The following is an 18,317-nucleotide window of genomic DNA, read 5'->3' on the forward strand; positions in this document are numbered from 1 at the left end:
GAGCACCACCGCGACTTCATCCACCGCGGCCGCATCCGCCTGACCGGCTGCGCGCCCGACAACCTGCTGTGGGAACTCGGCTGCCGGCCCGGAAAGCCGCCGCTGATGCGGCTGCGCGGCGATGTGTATCTACAGAAATGAAGCGCCGAACCGGTGCGCGACAGTGGCCGCACATTTAACGTCAGCACTGCCGCGATTGTCAGGGGAAGACGGGGCCTCTGTGTTCCTGCACGTCGGGTGCGCTGCGGTGTACGACCGCCGCGGGGCGCTTGCACGCCTCCGCTACGCCTCCGGCAGCTCCTCGAGCTTGACGAGCACGTCACCCGGCCCGACCATTCCGCCGACCTCGACGCGCACCTCGACCACGCGCGCACGGTGCGTCGTGCGCACGGTCGTCTCCATCTTCATCGCTTCGAGCAGCAGCAGCGCCGCGTCCGCTTCGACTTCGTCCCCCGGCGCGACGAGCACCTGCAGGACCTTGCCGGGCATGGGCGAGCTGATCTCCGGCGTGAATCGCGCGGCGCCGCCGGCGGCGTCGGCCGCGGCCTCTTCGCCCGGCACGAACTCGAACACGTGCCCTGCGCTGCCGATGAAGACGTGGCCGCGCTCGCTCTCATAGAGCAGACGGTGCGTCTTGCCGCCGATGACGAGCGAGACGTAGCGGTCGTCGATGCTGACATCGTCCAGCACGACGTCGCGCTCTCCGATGTTGATGACCGGCCTGCCATCGTGCTCGCTCGCCACGAGCTCCAGAAGCTGGTTGCCGACGCGAAAACGCAGCTCCATGTCAGGCCCTCCCGCCCACGCGCCAGGCGCCGAGCGTGTCCCAGGGGCCAGGGATGCGCTGCGCGGCCGCGCCGTCGCCTGCCGCGCCGCCGCCGCGCGTGCGGCCGCTCTTGACGAGCAGCGCCACTGCAGCAGCGGCCGCATCGAGGGCGGCGCCCGGCTGCGGCTTCCAGTCCGCATACTCCTCGCCGATCGTGGTCGTGAAGAACTGCGCCGTGGCGAAGCGCTCGCTCTTCAGCAGGTCGATGAGGAAGGGAATGTTGGTCGTCAGCCCGAGAATCGGAAAGCCTTCCAGCGCCGCGATCATGCGACGGATCGCGTGAGGGCGATCGGGCGCCCACGTCACGGCCTTGGCCAGCATCGAATCGTACTGAATCGGCACCGCCCATCCGTCGCGCAGCGCGGAGTCCACGCGAATGCCGACGCCGCGTGGATGATCGACGCGGCGGACCTTGCCGGCAGAAGGGAGGAAGCCATTGGCCGGATCTTCCGCGCACACGCGGCATTCGATGGAGTGGCCTCGCGGCGCCGGCGGCTTTTCCGGCAGCCGCTCGCCGCTCGCGACCTCCAGCTGCCAGCGCACCAGGTCGGTGTTGGTGATCATCTCGGTAACGGCGTGCTCGACCTGGAGGCGCGTGTTCACTTCCAGGAAGTAGAACTGTCCGTCCGGCGCCGCCACGAACTCGACGGTGCCGGCGCTGCGGTACCCGATCGTCCTGGCCAGCGAGACTGCCGCCGAGCCCATGCGCTCACGTTGTGCGGCGTCAACGACGGGGGAGGGCGCTTCTTCGATGATCTTCTGATGACGCCGCTGCACCGAGCACTCGCGTTCGCCCAGGTGGAGCGCGTTGCCGTGACTGTCGCCGAAGATCTGGATCTCGATGTGACGCGGCCCGACGACGAACTTCTCCATGTACACGCGGGCATCACCGAACGCGGAGCCGGCCTCGCGCTGCGCCGAAGCGACCGCCTCGGCCAGAGCGGCCGCATCATCGACGCGCCGCATGCCGCGCCCGCCGCCGCCGGCCGCGGCCTTGACGAGCACCGGAAAGCCCAGCCGCTCGGCGGCTTCGCGATTGGCGCCGGGATCCTGCGACACCGGCGCCGATGGCAGCACCGGAACGCCGGCCCTCTCGGCAGCTTCGCGTGCGCGGATCTTGTCGCCCATGGCATCGATGGCCTCGGGCGTAGGCCCCACGAACGTCAGGCCGGCGTCGGCAACGGCGCGTGCGAACCCGGCGTTCTCTGCCAGGAAGCCGTAGCCGGGATGGACGGCGTCGGCCCCGGTCTGCTTGGCGGCCGTGAGCAGCTTGTCGATGGCCAGGTAGCTTTCGGCCGAGGTCGAGCCACCGAGCGCGACCGACTCATCGGCGGCGCGCACGTGCTCGCTGCCGGCATCGGGGTCGGAGTAGACGGCCACGGTGCCGATGCCCATCTCGCGCGCCGTCTGCGCGATGCGGCAGGCGATCTCGGAACGGTTGGCGATGAGGAGCTTTCGGATGGGGCCTTGCGCCGGCATGGGAAGGCTCCATAGCGGTCGCTTCGTCGTCGGACAACCGCTTCCTCGGCACATCCGACGCGCGACGCCTACATCCGGAAGATCCCGAACCGCGTCTCCTCCGGCAGCCGGTTGAACGACGCCGCCAGCGCCAGCGCCAGCACCTGGCGTGTCTCGAGCGGATCGATCACGCCGTCGTCCCAGAGCCGGGCGGTGCTGTAGTAGGGGCTGCCCTCGCGCTCGTATTTCTCGAGAACCGGCGCCTTGAAACGCGCCTGCTCCTCCTCGGGCATCGTGCGGCCTTCCTTCTCGTACTGCGCCAGCTTGACCTGCAGCAGCACCGACGCTGCCTGCTCGCCGCCCATCACCGAGATGCGCGAGTTCGGCCACATGAACAGGAAGCGCGGCGAGTAGGCGCGGCCGCACATGCCGTAGTTGCCGGCGCCGTTGCTGGCGCCGATCAGCACCGTGAACTTGGGAACGCGCGTTGTGGCCACGGCCGTGACCATCTTGGCTCCATCCTTGGCGATGCCCCTGGCTTCGTACTCGCGCCCGACGATGAAGCCGGTGATGTTCTGCAGGAAGACCAGCGGGATCATCCTCTGCGAGCACACCTCGATGAAGTGGGTGGCCTTCAGGGCCGATTCCGAGAACAGCACGCCGTTGTTGGCGACGATGCCGACCGGGTAGCCGTGAATGCGCGCGAAGCCGCAGACGATGGTGGGCCCGTAGCGGGCCTTGAACTCGTGGAAGTAGCTGCCGTCGACGATGCGCGCGATCACCTCGCGCACATCGTAGGCGCGGCGATTGTCGGGCGGCACGATGCCGTACATCTCGGCAGGGTCGTAGTAGGGCTCTTCGGGCTCGCTCATCTCCAGCGGGCAGCCGCGCGACGGTGGAATGCTTTCGAAGATCTGGCGCGCGATGCGGATGGCGTCGCTGTCGTCGTCGGCCAGATGATCCGACACTCCCGACGTGCCGGTGTGCACGTAGCCGCCGCCGAGATCTTCGGCGGTGACTTCCTCGCCGGTGGCCGCCTTCACCAGCGGCGGGCCCGCAAGGAAGATCGTGCCCTGTTCCCTGACGATCACCGTCTCGTCGCACATCGCCGGCACGTAGGCGCCGCCCGCCGTGCACGAGCCCATGACGACCGCCACCTGCGGAATGGCCAGCGCGCTCATGTTGGCCTGGTTGAAGAAGATGCGGCCGAAGTGCTCCTTGTCGGGAAAGACGTCGTCCTGCATCGGCAGGAACGCGCCGCCCGAATCGACGAGATAGACGCAGGGCAGACGGTTCTCGAGCGCGACCTCCTGCGCACGAAGGTGCTTCTTGACCGTCATCGGAAAGTACGTGCCGCCCTTGACCGTGGCGTCATTGGCGATGACGACGGCGCGTCGGCCCTGAATGGTGCCGATGCCGGTGACGATGCTCGCCGCCGGCGCCTGCCCGTCATAGAGGCCGTGCGCGGCCAGAGGCGACAGCTCCAGGAATGGCGTGCCCGGATCGAGCAGCCGCTCCACGCGCTCGCGCGGCAGCAGCTTGCCGCGGCTGGTGTGCAGCTTGCGCGCCGACTCGGGGCCGCCGAGGCGCGCCTCGGCCAGCCGCTCTCTCAGCTCGGCCGCCAGCTCCCGGTTGCGCGCGGTGTTGTCGCGAAACTCCGGCGAGGAGGTCCGAATCTGACTGGCGAGCCTCTTCATCGCCCTGGTCCTGCAACCGCGCCGGCAGACTTCGTCGCGGCGTCCCGTGGTTGCCGCGGGTAGCGAGCGCATGCCGCACCGGCAGCACCTCGCCCTCGTCCTGCAACCGCGCCGCCAGTCCTCATCGCGGCCTCCTGTGGTTGTCGCCCGTAACGAGCGCATGCAGCACCGGCAGCACCTCCCCGGGCTCGGTGAACAGCAGCGTCTTCCATCCCAGCGCGCGCGCGGCCTTGAGGTTCTGTCCGATGTCGTCGACGAAGAAGATCTGCTGGTGCGGCACGCCGAGGCGCTGCTGCGTGATCTCGTAGATGCGCGGCTCGGGCTTTCTGCAGCCAACCGCGCTCGAGTCGATGACGACGTCGAAGAGCGAGGGAATGTCGAGAAGCCCCTGCCAGTCGGCGCGCCACTCCACGATGTTGTTGGTCAGCAGCGCGGTGGGCATGCGGCGGCGGATGCGCGAGACCGCGTCGATGACTTCCGTGCGCAGCCGCATCTTCTGCGCCATCGGCTCGGGATCGCCCATGAACGCGGCGGCCGTGGCGGCGTCGACGTTGCCGCCGGCCTTCTCGACCTCCTCGCGCAGCTCGTCGATGAACGTCTGGAAGCTGATCTCGCCGCGCTCGAGCTCGGCCCAGCGCCCTTCATTGCCGAAGATGCGCCGGCGCAGCGGCTTCCACACGTCCTCGGTCAGCCCGCATTTCAGGCCGAAGGCGACGACCTCGCGCGGGCCGCCTTCGATCAGCACGCCGCCATAGTCGAAGACGGCTGCGCGGATGGCGGCCGGATCGAAGTCGGGCTGAGGCATGGCCGGCAGGTGTAATCGAAATCGCGGACGGGGCCAATTCAGGCGAGCGCGCCAATCCGCTCGATCGCCCATAACAGCCCTGCCAGCGCGATCATGCCCGACAGGACGATGGTGAGCGGACGCGCCGCCGCTCCGCGCAGCAGCAGGCGCAGCACCGGGACAACGATGACGAGGACGACGAGCTGGCCCGCTTCGACGCCGAGATTGAAGGCCAGCAGCGGCACGGCCACGCCGCCCGGCGGCAGGCCCGTCTCCGCAAGGATGCCGGCGAAGCCGAAGCCGTGAATGAGCCCGAAAAGGAACGTCACCAGCGCTCGCCGGTCGCCCGCCCAGCCAAGGATGTTCTCGACGGCGACGTAGACGATGCTCAGCGCGATGACGACCTCGACGGGACCGGAGGGAAGCTGCACGAGCCCGAGCGCCGCCAGTGCCAGGGTGATGCTGTGCGCGACGGTGAACGAGGTGACGATCGCGACCAGCCGCCGGATGCCGCCGCCAGCCAGCAGCACGCCGAACAGGAACAGCAGGTGGTCGTAACCGGTCCAGATGTGCTCGACGCCGAGCTCGAAGAAGCGCCGCAGCGCATCGCCGGTACCGGCGGCGTCGGCGCTCGAATCCCCGCCATGTTCACGGCCGGCAGCACCGCCGTCTTCGGCGTCGCCGCGACCCGCGCCGCTGCGCGGCTCGGCGCCTGTCTCCCCGGAGCCGGCGCCGCCGTCTCCCGCATCCGGCATCGGCGCGCCCACCGTCAGACGCGCACTGGTGGGCGTGAAGACGGTGCTGTAGCTCTGGCCGGCAAAGCGCACGGAGGCGATGTTCTGCCAGTCCTTCAGCATGTCGTTGAAGGCGCGGAACGTGACGCGCAGCGACGGGATGCGCTGGGCCGGGCACTTCCACAGCACGATGACCTGGAGATCGTCGTTGAGGTCGGGACCGATCAGGTTGTCGACCGAGGGAGTGCAGCGGCCTTCGGCCACGCGCAGCTCGACGGTTTCCTGCATCCACGCCTGCACGCTGTCCTGCAATCCGAGCACCTGCGCGCGCGACAGCTTGCCGCCGCCCTCGGTGGGAAAGCCCGGAGTCAGATGCGCCGCGTACTTCAGCCGCAGGACGGCGCCGCGGTCGGAGACGTCGATGTCGCTGTAGCTGATGTTGCCGAGGTGTGCGTGCGCGGGCAGCGCTTGCAGCGCGAGCGCCAGCACTGCCGCGGCCGCGAGCATCCTGTGCGGTCGCGCCGGCGCCAGCGGCGGCGCGGCCGGCAGGAGCCTTGCGGGCAGCGCCCGCACCCTTGGCAACCGAGCCAGCACGTTCAGAAGAAGATGCTCTCGCGCGCCGCCCGGCCGCGGTCGAGCTGGGCCTGCAGGGCCGCCTTCACCTGGTTGACCTTCTCCTCGATGACGTCGTCCTCGTCCTCGTGATGGCCCTCGAACACCATGGGTTCGCCGAACTCGATGCGATAGCGCACCGGCAGCGGCCACATGCCGAGCGGCCCGAGCCACGGAAACGTCAGCGTCACCGGGAACGACGGCATGCCGAGGAGCCGTGCCAGCGGCGCCACGTTGGCGAAGCCGGGGTTCTGCTCTTCGGAGCCGACGATGGAAACCGGAACGACCGGTGTGCCCGTCTCCAGCGCCAGACGCATGAATCCGAGTCCGAACTCCATCAGCTTGTACGCATCCGCATAGAGCTTGTTCATGCCGCGTACGCCTTCGGGAAAGGCCAGGACACATTCTCCGTGATGCAGCATGTCCACTGCCGTCTCGCGCGTGCCGACCGCGCTCCCGGTGCGGTCCAGCAGAACGCTGAGGTAGGGCAGAGTTCCCAGCCAATACTCGCCCATGCCGCGCGCGAGTCGCGGCGGATTGCCTTCGAGGACGCACGCCGTCGACACCATCAGCCCGTCGAACGCAATCTGGCCGGCGTGGTTGCCGATCAGGAGAACGCGTCCCTGCGGAATGTTGTGCAGCCCGGTGGTCTGGCAGCGGAAGTAGTAGCGATACATCACCGCCGCCGGCAGGATGAAGCGCTTGAATGCCTTGGGGCTGTAGCCCCAGCGGTCGTAGCCGTATTCGTTGAGCTCGGTCGGAATGCGGTTGACCTTCTCGTCGATCTCCGCCGCAAGATCCGAGATCGGCGACGCGATTCCGCTGGCAAGCGCGCCGATCTGATCGACGAGCGATTCGAAGACGTCGACAGGATCTTTCATGCGGATACGCTCGCGAAGATCTCCGCCAGGGAGTGGCGCGGCCGAAATCCGGTCGCCGATCGGAACCGCGCGTCACTGATCGTGCAGGGATACTTGATGTAATCGATGGCGCCCGGCGGGAACTGGTACACGCTCAGGTTGAAGAGCGTGCCGATGAGCAGGTGCGCGATCGGATCCGGAATCGAGATGCGCGCACGGCCGATCTCGCGGATCGCCCGCTTGATCGGCACCGCGCCCGGACCGGCCACGTTGTAGACGCCGCGGATCTTCTTGTGCAGCACGATCTCGGTGGCTTCGGCGACGTCCTCGGCGTGGATGAACTGCATCATCGGGTTGAAGCCCATGATCGTCGGCACCGCCGGGAGCTTCAGGTACGTGCCGATCGCGCTATGGACGCCCGCGCCCAGCGTGTTGGCAGGACGCAGCACGCACGTGGCGATCTCCGGATAGCGCCACAGGAACGCACCCACCAGGCCCTCGACCTCGCACAGGTCGCGAATCTCCGGAAAATTGCGCGACGCATTCAGAGGATGGTCCTCGTCCATGTAGCGCGGGTTGGTGGGAAGGGCGCCGTAGACGTACGAGCTCGACAGGACGATGACCTGCTTGACGCCGTATTCCGCGCAATGCTCGAGCATGCGCTTGGTGCCGGCCACGTTGATCTCGTGGCGCGTGGCGGGATCGGAGCGGAAGTGCCGGATGAAGGCGCCGTGCACGACGGCATCGGGCCTCTCGGTGCGAAAGATGTCCTCGAAGCGGCGCTTGATCAGGTCGAACTGATGCACGACCACGCCGTCGGGCGCGCTGGGCCACGGCTCGCGGTCCACGCCGATGACCTGCCAGCTCCTGCACACACGTTTGGCGAGCAGACGCCCCTGAGCGCCCGAGATGCCCGTGATCAGCAGCTTCGGCACGCGGTGGGATTACGCAAAAACGAGCACGGGTACAATAAACGGGCGGTTCGGCCATAATGCGCGGCTCATGAGCGAGCGCGTGTCCCACTTCGAAGGCTGCCTCCTCGGCGTCATGATCGGTGACAGCCTCGGCTCGCGTGTCGAGAATGCGTCGGCGGCGATGATTCGCCACCGCCGCCGCGACGACCGCGGCATTCATGCGCTTCGCCCCGGCCTCTACGGCTCGACCACCGAGATGACGCTGGCGCTGGCGGAATCGCTGGCGGCGGAGCCCGACTTCGACGGCGACGACTTCGCGCGGCGCCTGGTGGCGCGCCATCACGAGGCGCGCGTTTACGGGCAGGGCACTGCCGCAGCGATTGCACGTCTTCGTGCGGGATTGGACTGGCGCGAGGTCGGCACCGGACACGGCCGCGGCTGCGCCGGCAACGCGGCGGCTACGCGCAGCGCGCCGATCGGGCTGATGTTCGGGCACGATGTCGAGCGCCTGCGCTGGGTCGCCGAGGAGGCCGCGGCGGTGACGCACACGCATGCATTCGGCGTCGAGGGCGCGGTGGTGTTCGCGCTGGGCGTGGCGGCGGCGCTTTCGGCGCGTGGCGATGCACTGGAGCCGGCGGATTTCCTGGATGCGATCCTTACCGAGGTCCACACGCGCGAATATCGGACGCATCTGGAGACGGCGCAGAGCATCGTGCAGCGGTCGTGGGAGCCGGCCGTCGTGGTCGGCCGGCTCGGCAACAATCAGACGGCGCTGGGATCGGTGGTCACGGCGCTGGCGTGCTTTGCCAGCCACAGCGGCAGCTTCACCGAGGCCGTCAGCGCAGCGGTCGCGCTCGGCGGCAATGCCACGTCGATCGTTGCGATGACCGCGGCCCTGGCCGGCGCATTCCACGGCATCGAGGATGTTCCCGTGCCCTGGATCGATGCGCTCGAGCGTGCGCAGATCGACGCGCAGGCGATGCTGCGGGCGGCGAGGGCGCTCGAGGCGCTGGCACGGTAGCGGGCACGTAAGCGCGGAACCCGCGGGCCAGGTTGCGCGTGCGCGAGATCGCACGCGACGTGCGCGAGCCAAGTAACGGTATCCGCGGCTCAGGAGCGGCGCGCGCTCCCGAACACGCTCACTTCTGCAGCGCCTTGTTGGCCACCGGCGGCTTGGCCGAGTAGTCGTAGAAGCCGAGCTTGGTCTTGCGGCCGAGATGGCCCTGCTCGACGAGCTTCTCCAGAAGCGGCGTCGGCTTCATGTAGTCCTGCTTGAACGTCGAGTAGAGGTTCTGCGACATCGCCAGCACGATGTCGAGGCCGATGTAGTCGGCGAGCGCCAGCGGGCCCATCGGATGATTGGCACCGAGCTGCATGGCCGTGTCGATGCCGGCGATGTCGGCCAGGCCGGACTCGACGCAGCGGATCGCGTCGACCATGTACGGCGTCAGCAGGCGGTTCACGATGAAGCCGGTCTCGTCCTTGACGAGCACCGGCGTCTTGCCGAGCTTTTCCACGAACGCGACGGCATCGGCCGTCACCGCCGCATCGGTGCTGGCCGTCGGAATGACTTCGACCAGCTTCATCACCGTGGCGGGGTTGAAGAAGTGCAGGCCGATGAAGCGGTCGGCGCGGCGCGTTGCCGCCTGCATCTGCGTGATCGACAGCGTCGAGGTGTTGCTGGCCAGGATGCAGGTGGGCTTGCAGATGCGGTCGGCGTCCGCGAACTTCTCGCGCTTGGTCGCGATGTCCTCGACGATCGATTCGATGAAGACGTCGGCGTCGGCGGCGTCCTCGATCTTGTCGGTGAACGTCAGGTGCGACATCGTCGCGTCCATCGCCGATTGCTCGAGCTTGCCGCGCTCGACCTGGGCCGCCAGCTGCTTCTCGATGGCCCCGCGGGCCTTGTCGCTGGGCCCCGGCGTGGCCTTGATCATCACCACGTCCAGGCCGGCCGCCGCCGCCACCTGCGCGATGCCCGAGCCCATCTGTCCGCCGCCGAGTACTGCAACCTTCTGGATGCTCATATCCATTCCTTCGGGTCAGGTCTTGAGTTTACGGTTATCGAGAAACCGTAATTCACACCTGAACCCATCTGTCTCTATCCGTTGACGCGGAAGACGGGGAACCAGCCGACCTTGTCGGCCTTGTAGTCCGCGAAGAGCTGCGGGATCTCGTCGTAGTCGTAGACGCGCGTGTCCAGTGGCGGCAGCCAGCCGTTCTTCTCGGCGAAGGCCACCGCCTCCACGCCCTGCTGGTAGCGCGCGTAGTGAGTGTTGATGTGCTGGTGGCGTGCGATGCACTCGCTGGCACGCACCAGCTCGATCATCATGCCTTCCTTCCATCCGGCCGTCGTGATGATGCCCTCGCGCGCCAGCGCCTTCAGCGTCGCACGGAAGACGGGCACGCCCACGTAGTCGATGAAGATGTTGACCATGTTGCCGCCGGTCATCTCCTCGACCTTCTTCATGAAGATGTTCTCGGCAGCCAGGTACTTCCTGGTGTACTCCTCATCGACGCGGAAGCGCTTCTTGTCGAAGTACAGATCGCGGAACTCGCGGCGGTCGATCGCGCGGATGCCGAGGCTCTCGATCGTCAGCAGCCGCTCGTCGGTCGAGGCGATCTGCGCGACGTTGCAGCCGGCGTGCTTGGCCAGCGCCAGCTCTCCCAGCGTGACGCCGCCGCCCCAGCCCCACACTTCCGGGTGCGGCAGCTCCTCGGCGTTCAGCAGCAGGCGCAGCGTGCCCCAGGCAAGCTCCCAGTTGGACCACGCCGTGACGTAACGCAGGGAAAACGCCGCCCACTGCTCGAGCGGATATTGGGTCTTGGCCGGAATCGGGATGACCTGGTGCGCCTTGAGCTTGGTCTGCTTGGCCAGGAACCCGATGGTGCCGGGGTCGTCGTAGCCGAAGATCTTTTCCGGATAGCCGAACTTGTCCGGCTGGCCGAGGCAGAACAGGATGGCCGTGTCTCCCTCGCGAACCGTGGTGACGGCGGTGCCGACCTTCTCGACGCGGCATACGCCGGCATTGCCGACGACCACCTTGGGCTCGTTGCGTGCGATGCAGATGTCGATGGGCTTTCGCTCCACCGAATGGCCCATGTTGCCTTCCATGCAACCGAACAGCGGCGACACCAGCACCTCGTTCGGCCCCGGATCGTCGAACTCGAACATCTCGCGAACGAGCTCGGTGCGCTGCGGAGGCGCACCCTTCTCACCGGCGTAGAGCACCCATGCGTCGGTTTTCACGGTCATCGTCAGCTCCTGTACGGGTTGAAAAAAGGCGCCGGAAACTAACGCGGCCGGTGGTCGAAGACAACACGGCCGTGCGCCGCTGAAACGAAAAAGCCCCCGCGTCTTGCGACGCGGGGGCTCCTTCAGGCCTTCGCTGGCTTCCGCAAGGAAGCGCGCGACGGGTTCAGCCTACGGGCAGTTGGAGCCGCCCGGCAGGTTGTACTGCGTGCCGTTGGCGCAATACAGGTCGAAGTTGAAGTTCAGCTTGACGCGGCCGGGGCCCGGCAGGCCGCCGGCGCTGTTGACGCCCGGGTTGGACGTCTGCGCCGTGCAGAACGTCGAGATGCCGTTGCTCTCGAAGATGCCAGGATCGCCGGTGGTGGTGATCGTCGGCAGGAAGCAGCTGCGGATCTGGTCGGGAACGCAGCTCCCGCAGTCGTTGCCGGGGCAGTCGGGGTCGAGGGCGTCGCAGTCGGAATCGTCGCTGCACGTGATGATGCCGACGGCGCCGTTGCGGTCGTCCGCACGCACCAGGCCGTCGCAGTGTGAGACGGTCGGGGTGTCGGAATCGCACTGGCCCTGGTTGTTGCCCACGTCGACGCAGCCGGCGATGCCGTCCACGCAGTCGTTCTGCTTGGACTGCGTGCCGCTGGTGCAGGTGCCCGCACCGGCAGCCGCGCACTCGGCGTTGGAGCTGCAGCCGATGGTCGTGTCGCCGCTGCACTGCATGCAGTGGCAGGGAGGCACGCTGCAGCCGCCGCCGGCCAGAGCCGCCGTGATCGACTGCGTGCCGCTCGAGAACTCGAGCGCCAGCGTCAGACCCGTGCCGGAGATGTTCGTGCCGGGGTCGGGGGGACAGTCGAAGCTGGTGTTGCCGAAGTCCAGGCTGGTCGCGTTGACGTCGCAGGCCGAACCATTGCGGGTGCCGCCATTGCAGGTGCCCTGGCGAACGCCGTTGTTGTACTGCGCCTCGGTCTCGCCGTCGCAGGTCGGGCACGGCTGAGACACGTTGATGCCCGTGTGCACGACCGCCTTGGTCGCCGTCGTCACGCTGTACTCGCCCAGGCCGATGGTCGTGCCATCGAACTCGGCCGCGAAACGGTTGCTGACGCAGACCGGCGTGCTGGCCGAGGACAGAGGCAGCGGCGGGCCGAAGAAGCACTGGCAGGTGTTGCCACCGCACTCGGTGTCGGCGCCGTTGATGACGTCGCAGTTGATGGTGACGTCGTTGCTGCAGCGGCAGGTGCTGTACGTGCCGGTGTAGTTATCGGGGACCGGAGTCGGATCCAGGGTGACGTCGCAGTTGTCGCAGTCGTCATCGCAGTTGCTGAGGTTCACCGCACCGAGGTAGCGGTCGATGACGTCGACGCCGTGCGCGAGACCGGTGTAGCCGGAGTCGAGGACGGTGTCGGTCTGCTTGACGCCATAGCCGGAGTTGATCAGCACGTTGGCCGAGGCCGGGCAGGTGCCGGGCAGCTCCTGGGCAGCGGCGGCGAGGCCGTTGGCCAGAGGCCGGACGACGCGGTCGACGACGCACTCGATCAGCTGGTCCTCGGACTGGCCGCACACGCCGAGGCTGCGCAGCTGGTCACCGGTCAGCGGGCCGCACGAAGCGTCGATGGCAAAGTTGACCGCGCTGAGCGTCGGTTCGATCTTGCCGCTGGGGTCGCCGATGGCGCAGTCCGCGCCGAAGTCGAGCGCCGTGCCCGTGAGCTTCTCTTTCGCAGCCTGGCACTTCGCGCGCTCCTTGCCGGCGGTGGCAATGGCCTTGGACGCCGTCTTGGCGATCGCGCCCTGGCAGGAAGCGAGTTCCTTGGCGAGCGCACCATCCGAAACGTCGGGGTTGCCGAGGATCGAGGTCGAGAGGCGGGTCACGTACTCGTCCGACAGCGCGATAAGGCAGTTCGAGAGCTCGGCGACGGTGTCGATGCCGGTGGTGGTTTCGCCGTCGTCAGCGTCCTTCACCGGGACCGGGCAGCGCGGGTACAGCGCCTGGATGTTGGCGAAGTTGGTGCCGGAGGCGGCGCCGCAGCCCTTGTCAATGGCGGCACGGACTTTGTCGCGCGTGTCGTTCAGCGTGCCCTTGAGGTCGGCGCCGTCGGTCACGACGTCGTTGCAGTTGCGGCTTTCCGCGGTCTTCAGACCGTTGCGGGCCTTGTGGCAGCCGCTGACGGCCTTCATGAGCGTGGCCTGATACTTTCCGATGTTCTTGGCGATGGTCGCGTGACACTTCGCATCTTGCGCGGAGGCCGTGCCTGCCGCTGCGATGCAAACCGTCGCTACCGTCACCGCACTGACGAGCAGTCGTGCAGTCATTCGATTCTCTCCTCCTGTGGGACTTAGGGAAGTCTTCCTTTTTGTCTGGTTCCGTCGATGCGGCTGCACCGGCGTCCCGAGCCGTTCTCCTATCTGCTGTTGCGGCATTTCAGTCAAGAGTGACCTGGTCTTTTGACAAACCGTCGGCAAGAAAAAAACGCTGCCAGTCCGCCCGCCTTGGGGGCGTTGCGGCCGCTGTCTAATTGCAGCGCCGCTGCAAGGAGCCGGCGTCGGCGCGGGGCGATGTTCGAGCGGCGCCAGCTTCGACGCAGCGCGTGCAAAGAGCCGGCGTCAGAAGCCCATCGTCCGAAGGTAGTCGTCCAGGCGCTCGAAGCGCAGGAACGGATTGGAGCGTTTTTCCTTTCCAATCGTGGACGTGCGCTCGGCGGCGTAGTTGTGGCCGGGCAGCAGGACGGTGTCGTCGGGCAGCTTCTTCAGCTTGTCGTTGAGGCTGTAGTAGAGCTGGCTCGGGTCCGATCCGGGCAGGTCGACGCGGCCGCAGGAGCCGATGAAGAGCGTATCGCCGGAGACCAGGTTGCCGTCCACGAGAAAACATTGCGAACCCGGCGTATGGCCAGGGGTATGGATCAGGCGAAGCGGTATGCGGCCGATGTCGACGGTGGTCTCGCCGTCGCAGGAGACGAAGTCGGCGTGGGTCATGCCGAGCTGGCGGGCCACGTACGGCGCCTCCTCCTTGTGCATGTAGACCTTACAGCCGCGGGCACCGAGCAGCTCGCCGATGCCCTCGATGTGATGGCCCATGAAGTCGCCGCCTATGTGGTCGGGATGGTAGTGGGTGATCAGGGCGCCGGTCAGCTCGAGGCCATCCTTGTCCAGCTCATCGAGCAACGCCTGGATGTCCCAGGCCGGGTCCACCAGCATCGCCTTGCGCTGCTCCATGTCGGCGATGACGTAGACGTAGTTGGCCATCGGCCCGATCTCGATCTGCTTGATCGCTAGCGACATTCCATGCTCCGTGGGAACGGGGTCAGGTCTTGCATTGAGCATCGTTCTGCAGTGCACGAGATGCCGGACTCCATGCTCATCTCGGCCCCGCGCTTATCGTCGGCCCCGCGCTTTGCGGCCGGGGGGCGGGGGTTCGAGGCCGTGCTGCCAGAGGACTTCGCCGTGGCCGGTGGCGTGGGCGATCCAGCGGGACTGGACGAAGAGGAGGTCGCTGAGGCGATTGAGGTAACGCGCGGCCTGCGGCGAGCAGGCGCCCTCGCGCATCAGCGAAGTGGCCAGACGCTCGGCGCGCCGGCACACCGTGCGTGCGACGTGCAACATCGCGCCGGCGGTTCCGCCGCCCGGAAGCACGAACGATTTGAGCTCGGGAAGGTCGGGCTGCAGCTCGTCCATCCATGCTTCGAGGCGAGCGATCGCATCGTCGCCGACGCGAATCATTCCTTCGTACTCGGCCTCCGGCGGCGTGGCCAGCTCGCTGCCGAGGTCGAACAGCTCCTGCTGCACGAACGCGAGCACCGAGTCGATGCGCTCGGCCGCCGACGTGCCCGCATACGGCTCCTGCGCCAGAAACGCGCGCACGACACCGAGCACGCTGTTCAGCTCGTCGACCTCGCCGTACGAAGCGATGCGCGGATCGTCCTTGGCAACGCGCTTGCCGCCAACGAGCCCCGTCGTGCCGTCGTCGCCCGTGCGGGTGTAAACGCGATTGATGCGAATGCTCACGGACCGTCTCTACGAAGAACCGCACGTCATGACCAATGCCCCTGACCAAACGTCGCTGGACGGCCGCGCGCAGCGGTGCAGCCGCAAGGCGCCGGGCGAGAAGCGAGCGTAGGCGGGCTGGAGGCCCGCCGCAGCGAGCGACGAGTCCGGCAACGCGGCGGATGCGCCACTCCGCGCGGCCGTCCCAGCTCAGCCGCCGGCTCTGGCCTCCACCAGCTCCCGCAGCCGGCTCGGATCGATGGGCTTCTTGAAGATCACGTCGCGCAGCCCCTCGGCCTTGGAGCGTTTGATTACGTGATCCTTGTCGTAGTAGTACGCCGTCATCAGCACCACCGGCAGCTCGCTGTGGTCGGCGCGAATCTGGCGGAACAATTCGTAGCCGTCCATGTCGGGCATCTGCACGTCGCTGATGACGAGGTCGACAGGCTTCTCGTCCAGCACCTTCAAGGCCTCCACGCCGGATCCGGTCGTAAAGACCTGGCATCCCTCGCCGCCGAGGATGTCGGCCATCGACGTGCGCACTTCCTCGTTGTCGTCGACCACGAGCACGCTCTTGCCGCGCAGGTGACATTCGGGCGGCGCCGGCGGCGGAGGAGGCGGCGGCGGTCCCGGCTCGTTCTCCAGGCCAAGGTCCGTCATCAGACGGCCCGGCATGTACTCGCTGGTCTGGTAGTTGCCCTCGGCCGCCATCTCGCCGACGCGCTCGACGATGGTCTGGATGCGCCGCAGCTCGCGCTTGATCGCCGCGATGCGGTCGTGCTCGCGCGTGTAGTCTTCCTCGCTCGCCTTCTGCTTGAGATAGCGCTCGAGCAGCTCGACCTGGTTGACCAGGACCTCGAGCGGATTGTTGATCTCGTGCGCCAGCGTCACCGCCAGCTGACCGAGCGTGGCGAGCTGGTCGTGCTTGCGCAGCTTGCCGATGTCCTTGGCGAAGCCGATGCTGCCCTGCTCCCGACCCTTCTCGTCATGGATGATGGAGCCGGAGATGGCCACGGGGACCGCGCGCCCGTCCTTGGAGATGAACTCGGTTTCGAACGTCGAAACGTGCCCCTTGCCGGCGCGCATCGACGACATCACGCGGCGGGCCTCGTTGGCCGTGGGATAGAGGCGCACGACCGGCGTGCCCAGGACCTCCTCGGCTTCGTAGCCGAGCGTCTCCTCGGCCCCGTCGTTGTAGAAGATGATGGTGCCGTTCTTGTCCACCGCCACGACGATGTCGGGCGAGGTCTCGAGAAGACGTTCGAAGTAGACTTTTGGAAGCTCTTTCAAGAGACCGGATCTTCGAGGGACTCCGTAACCAAAGCATCGTAGGCCGCGGCGAAAGGGAGTCAAGACGCCGACTTCGGCGGACCGTCCCCCGACACAGGGACGCTTTGCCGGTCAGCCCGGCCAACATAAGAGTCCGACGATGCTCACTCGACGAGCGCTTCTTTCCGGCATGGCGGCTGCGGTGATGCTGGCCGCTGCTGCGGGCTGCTACTGGCTGCGCTACGCCGACCTTGCCCGAACCCATGTCGAGCTGCTGGAGCGGCTGGCTTTGGATGCACGCGACGCCATGGCTGCGGGGCACCGGCTCTCCAACTCCGACATCGAGACCATGCAGTATCCGCTCGAACGTGCCGACCAGTTCGCGCGCATCAGCGACCGGCAGGACCCGCCGGCATCGCTCGTGGCCATGCGCGAGACCATCGAGGCCTACCGTCAGATGGTGGAGCTGCTGGACCGGCTGCGAGTAGCCGAGGCTTCGGACGAGGATCGTGCTCGCGTCGACGAGCTGGCCAAAAAGGTGTCGGCGTCGGCTCGGCGAACGGTCGCAGCGCTCGAAGAGGAATGACGGGTTCGGTGCCCTGCGGCGGCACCTGGGAAGGCCGCCCTACTGCGGCACCTTCTTCCAGTCGTCGAGGAACTTCCTGAGCCCGATGTCGGTCAGCGGGTGCGAGAGCAGGCTCTTGATGACGCTGAACGGGCAGGTGGCCACGTCGGCTCCCATGCGCGCGGCGTCGACGAAATGGGTGGGGCTGCGCACGCTGGCCACCAGGATCTCGGTGTCGTAGTCGTAGTTCGAGAAGATCTCGACGAGGTTCGAGATCAGGCCCATGCCGTCCTCGGAGATGTCGTCGAGGCGCCCGACGAACGGGCTGACGTAGGCGGCGCCGGCCTTGGCTGCGAGCAGCGCCTGCGAGGGCTGGAAGATCAGCGTAACGTTGACGCGAATGCCGTCGTCGCTGAGCGCGCGCGTGGCCTTGAGGCCGTCATAGGTGATCGGCGCCTTGACGACGATGTTCGGATGCAGCGCCGCCAGCTTGCGGCCCTGTTCGACCATTCCCTTGAAGTCCTCGGCGGTGACCTCGGCGCTGATCGGGCCGTCGACGATCTCGCAGATGTCGGCGAGCACCTCTTCGAAGCGGCGTCCGGTCTTGGCGACGAGCGACGGATTGGTGGTGACGCCGTCGACGACGCCGAGGGCCACGCCCTCGCGGATCTCTGCAATGTCGGCGCTGTCGATGAAGATTTTCATGGCAAACTCATCCTTGACGCCGCCGCGGGCGTCGGTTTCGGCCTTGGATTCGAGCAGCCCGAGTGCAGGACCGGACGCCGGGTGGCGCGTTCCTATTCCGGCGCCGCGCCTTCGTCGACGTGCGGTCGTGCACATCGCCACGCAAGGCCCGCGACCCGAGTGCGGCCTCGGTCACGACCGAAACAGCATCACCTTCTTCTTGTCCGGCGTATTCGCAAGCAGCGAGGAAACCGTCGACCCCAGCACGGGGTGGTGAAAGGCGGGCGCCAGCTCGGCGAGCGGCAGCAGCACGAACTTTCTGTTGGGGACCTGCGGGTGCGGGACCTTGAGGTTCTTGCTCTGGATCACCTCGTGGTCGAACAGGAGGATGTCCAGGTCCATCTCTCGCGACACGGACGTCTTGGCCGGATCGCGCTTGCGGCCGAGCGCCGTCTCGATCTTCTGCAGCTCCTTGAGCAGGCTCGGCGCCTCCATCTCGGTCGTGATCTCGACGACGCCGTTGAGGAACCAGTTGCGAGCCTTTCCGTGCGGCTCGCTTTCGTACAGCGAGGATCGGCGGGTGATGCGCGTCGTCGGCAGGCTGGAAAGCTTTTCCAGCGCCGTCTTGTAGTTACGCAGCCGGTCCCCGAGGTTGGTGCCGATCGCGATGTACGCCATATGGCTCACGGCGATTC

General features: G+C 67.2%; 17 protein-coding genes. 2 read left to right on the forward strand and 15 right to left on the reverse strand.

Annotation, left to right across the window (positions count from 1 at the left end; all coding sequences use genetic code 11):
* Nucleotides 1-282: 282 nt before the first annotated feature.
* The 7 genes from VEC57_06740 to VEC57_06770 form a co-directional block, all read right to left on the reverse strand.
* A complete protein-coding gene (locus VEC57_06740) occupies nucleotides 283-786 on the reverse strand; it encodes a biotin/lipoyl-containing protein (protein HYB98818.1) in 504 nt (167 codons plus the stop codon).
* A gap of 1 nt (nucleotide 787) precedes the next feature.
* A complete protein-coding gene (locus VEC57_06745; GenBank protein HYB98819.1) occupies nucleotides 788-2,305 on the reverse strand; it encodes a biotin carboxylase N-terminal domain-containing protein in 1,518 nt (505 codons plus the stop codon).
* Between the two features lie 68 nt (nucleotides 2,306-2,373).
* On the reverse strand, nucleotides 2,374-3,981 hold the full coding sequence (locus VEC57_06750) for a carboxyl transferase domain-containing protein (GenBank protein HYB98820.1): 1,608 nt from the start codon (nucleotides 3,979-3,981) through the stop codon (nucleotides 2,374-2,376).
* A gap of 121 nt (nucleotides 3,982-4,102) precedes the next feature.
* On the reverse strand, nucleotides 4,103-4,786 hold the full coding sequence (locus tag VEC57_06755) for an HAD family phosphatase (protein HYB98821.1): 684 nt from the start codon (nucleotides 4,784-4,786) through the stop codon (nucleotides 4,103-4,105).
* A 38-nt stretch (nucleotides 4,787-4,824) separates the two neighbouring features.
* Entirely contained in the window at nucleotides 4,825-6,006 is a 1,182-nt protein-coding gene (locus tag VEC57_06760) for a HupE/UreJ family protein (protein ID HYB98822.1), read from the reverse strand.
* A gap of 89 nt (nucleotides 6,007-6,095) precedes the next feature.
* Complete coding sequence (locus tag VEC57_06765; GenBank protein HYB98823.1) at nucleotides 6,096-6,992, reverse strand: lysophospholipid acyltransferase family protein; 897 nt, start codon at nucleotides 6,990-6,992, stop codon at nucleotides 6,096-6,098.
* Nucleotides 6,989-7,906: an NAD-dependent epimerase/dehydratase family protein gene (locus VEC57_06770; protein HYB98824.1), complete on the reverse strand. Its 918-nt coding sequence runs from the start codon at nucleotides 7,904-7,906 to the stop codon at nucleotides 6,989-6,991. Before VEC57_06770 ends, VEC57_06765 begins: the two co-directional genes overlap by 4 nt.
* A 67-nt stretch (nucleotides 7,907-7,973) precedes the next feature.
* Here VEC57_06770 and VEC57_06775 point away from each other — a divergent pair, with 67 nt between their 5' ends.
* Nucleotides 7,974-8,906, forward strand: a complete 933-nt coding sequence (locus VEC57_06775; protein HYB98825.1) for an ADP-ribosylglycohydrolase family protein — start codon at nucleotides 7,974-7,976, stop codon at nucleotides 8,904-8,906.
* A 118-nt stretch (nucleotides 8,907-9,024) separates the two neighbouring features.
* Here the strand turns inward: VEC57_06775 and VEC57_06780 are convergent, their stop codons facing one another.
* From VEC57_06780 to VEC57_06805, 6 genes are all read right to left on the reverse strand, one after another.
* Complete coding sequence (locus VEC57_06780; GenBank protein ID HYB98826.1) at nucleotides 9,025-9,912, reverse strand: 3-hydroxyacyl-CoA dehydrogenase family protein; 888 nt, start codon at nucleotides 9,910-9,912, stop codon at nucleotides 9,025-9,027.
* Between the two features lie 74 nt (nucleotides 9,913-9,986).
* Nucleotides 9,987-11,141: a hypothetical protein gene (locus tag VEC57_06785; GenBank protein HYB98827.1), complete on the reverse strand. Its 1,155-nt coding sequence runs from the start codon at nucleotides 11,139-11,141 to the stop codon at nucleotides 9,987-9,989.
* A 168-nt stretch (nucleotides 11,142-11,309) separates the two neighbouring features.
* On the reverse strand, nucleotides 11,310-13,436 hold the full coding sequence (locus tag VEC57_06790) for a hypothetical protein (protein ID HYB98828.1): 2,127 nt from the start codon (nucleotides 13,434-13,436) through the stop codon (nucleotides 11,310-11,312).
* A 291-nt stretch (nucleotides 13,437-13,727) separates the two neighbouring features.
* Nucleotides 13,728-14,402 (reverse strand): MBL fold metallo-hydrolase, encoded by a 675-nt coding sequence (locus tag VEC57_06795; protein HYB98829.1) that lies wholly within the window; start codon nucleotides 14,400-14,402, stop codon nucleotides 13,728-13,730.
* A gap of 93 nt (nucleotides 14,403-14,495) precedes the next feature.
* Nucleotides 14,496-15,125 carry a cob(I)yrinic acid a,c-diamide adenosyltransferase gene (locus VEC57_06800; GenBank protein ID HYB98830.1) on the reverse strand — a complete coding sequence of 210 codons (630 nt, stop codon included), beginning with the start codon at nucleotides 15,123-15,125 and terminating at the stop codon, nucleotides 14,496-14,498.
* Nucleotides 15,126-15,314: 189 nt separating this feature from the next.
* Nucleotides 15,315-16,394: a response regulator gene (locus VEC57_06805; protein ID HYB98831.1), complete on the reverse strand. Its 1,080-nt coding sequence runs from the start codon at nucleotides 16,392-16,394 to the stop codon at nucleotides 15,315-15,317.
* A gap of 139 nt (nucleotides 16,395-16,533) precedes the next feature.
* Between VEC57_06805 and VEC57_06810 the strand changes: the two genes are divergently transcribed.
* On the forward strand, nucleotides 16,534-16,959 hold the full coding sequence (locus VEC57_06810; protein ID HYB98832.1) for a hypothetical protein: 426 nt from the start codon (nucleotides 16,534-16,536) through the stop codon (nucleotides 16,957-16,959).
* Nucleotides 16,960-16,998: 39 nt separating this feature from the next.
* Here VEC57_06810 and fsa read toward each other — a convergent pair whose 3' ends face one another.
* Together fsa and folK are read right to left on the reverse strand one after the other, a co-directional pair.
* Nucleotides 16,999-17,643 carry a fructose-6-phosphate aldolase gene (gene fsa / locus VEC57_06815; GenBank protein ID HYB98833.1) on the reverse strand — a complete coding sequence of 215 codons (645 nt, stop codon included), beginning with the start codon at nucleotides 17,641-17,643 and terminating at the stop codon, nucleotides 16,999-17,001.
* A 171-nt stretch (nucleotides 17,644-17,814) separates the two neighbouring features.
* A complete protein-coding gene (folK, locus tag VEC57_06820) occupies nucleotides 17,815-18,300 on the reverse strand; it encodes a 2-amino-4-hydroxy-6-hydroxymethyldihydropteridine diphosphokinase (protein HYB98834.1) in 486 nt (161 codons plus the stop codon).
* Nucleotides 18,301-18,317 lie beyond the last annotated feature (17 nt).

The sequence above is a fragment of the Candidatus Limnocylindrales bacterium genome (assembly GCA_035626395.1).
Taxonomy (GTDB): Bacteria; Desulfobacterota; Binatia; order UBA1149; family CAITLU01; genus DASPNH01.

Bases quoted from the DNA above. Each gene is read 5' to 3' on its own strand.
- VEC57_06740 (HYB98818.1), bottom strand. From the start codon at position 786: ATGGAGCTGCGTTTTCGCGTCGGCAACCAGCTTCTGGAGCTCGTGGCG.
- VEC57_06745 (HYB98819.1), bottom strand. From the start codon at position 2,305: ATGCCGGCGCAAGGCCCCATCCGAAAGCTCCTCATCGCCAACCGTTCC.
- VEC57_06750 (HYB98820.1), bottom strand. From the start codon at position 3,981: ATGAAGAGGCTCGCCAGTCAGATTCGGACCTCCTCGCCGGAGTTTCGC.
- VEC57_06755 (HYB98821.1), bottom strand. From the start codon at position 4,786: ATGCCTCAGCCCGACTTCGATCCGGCCGCCATCCGCGCAGCCGTCTTC.
- VEC57_06760 (HYB98822.1), bottom strand. From the start codon at position 6,006: ATGCTCGCGGCCGCGGCAGTGCTGGCGCTCGCGCTGCAAGCGCTGCCC.
- VEC57_06765 (HYB98823.1), bottom strand. From the start codon at position 6,992: ATGAAAGATCCTGTCGACGTCTTCGAATCGCTCGTCGATCAGATCGGC.
- VEC57_06775 (HYB98825.1), top strand. From the start codon at position 7,974: ATGAGCGAGCGCGTGTCCCACTTCGAAGGCTGCCTCCTCGGCGTCATG.
- VEC57_06780 (HYB98826.1), bottom strand. From the start codon at position 9,912: ATGAGCATCCAGAAGGTTGCAGTACTCGGCGGCGGACAGATGGGCTCG.
- VEC57_06785 (HYB98827.1), bottom strand. From the start codon at position 11,141: ATGACCGTGAAAACCGACGCATGGGTGCTCTACGCCGGTGAGAAGGGT.
- VEC57_06790 (HYB98828.1), bottom strand. From the start codon at position 13,436: ATGACTGCACGACTGCTCGTCAGTGCGGTGACGGTAGCGACGGTTTGC.
- VEC57_06795 (HYB98829.1), bottom strand. From the start codon at position 14,402: ATGTCGCTAGCGATCAAGCAGATCGAGATCGGGCCGATGGCCAACTAC.
- VEC57_06810 (HYB98832.1), top strand. From the start codon at position 16,534: ATGCTCACTCGACGAGCGCTTCTTTCCGGCATGGCGGCTGCGGTGATG.
- fsa (HYB98833.1), bottom strand. From the start codon at position 17,643: ATGAAAATCTTCATCGACAGCGCCGACATTGCAGAGATCCGCGAGGGC.
- folK (HYB98834.1), bottom strand. From the start codon at position 18,300: ATGGCGTACATCGCGATCGGCACCAACCTCGGGGACCGGCTGCGTAAC.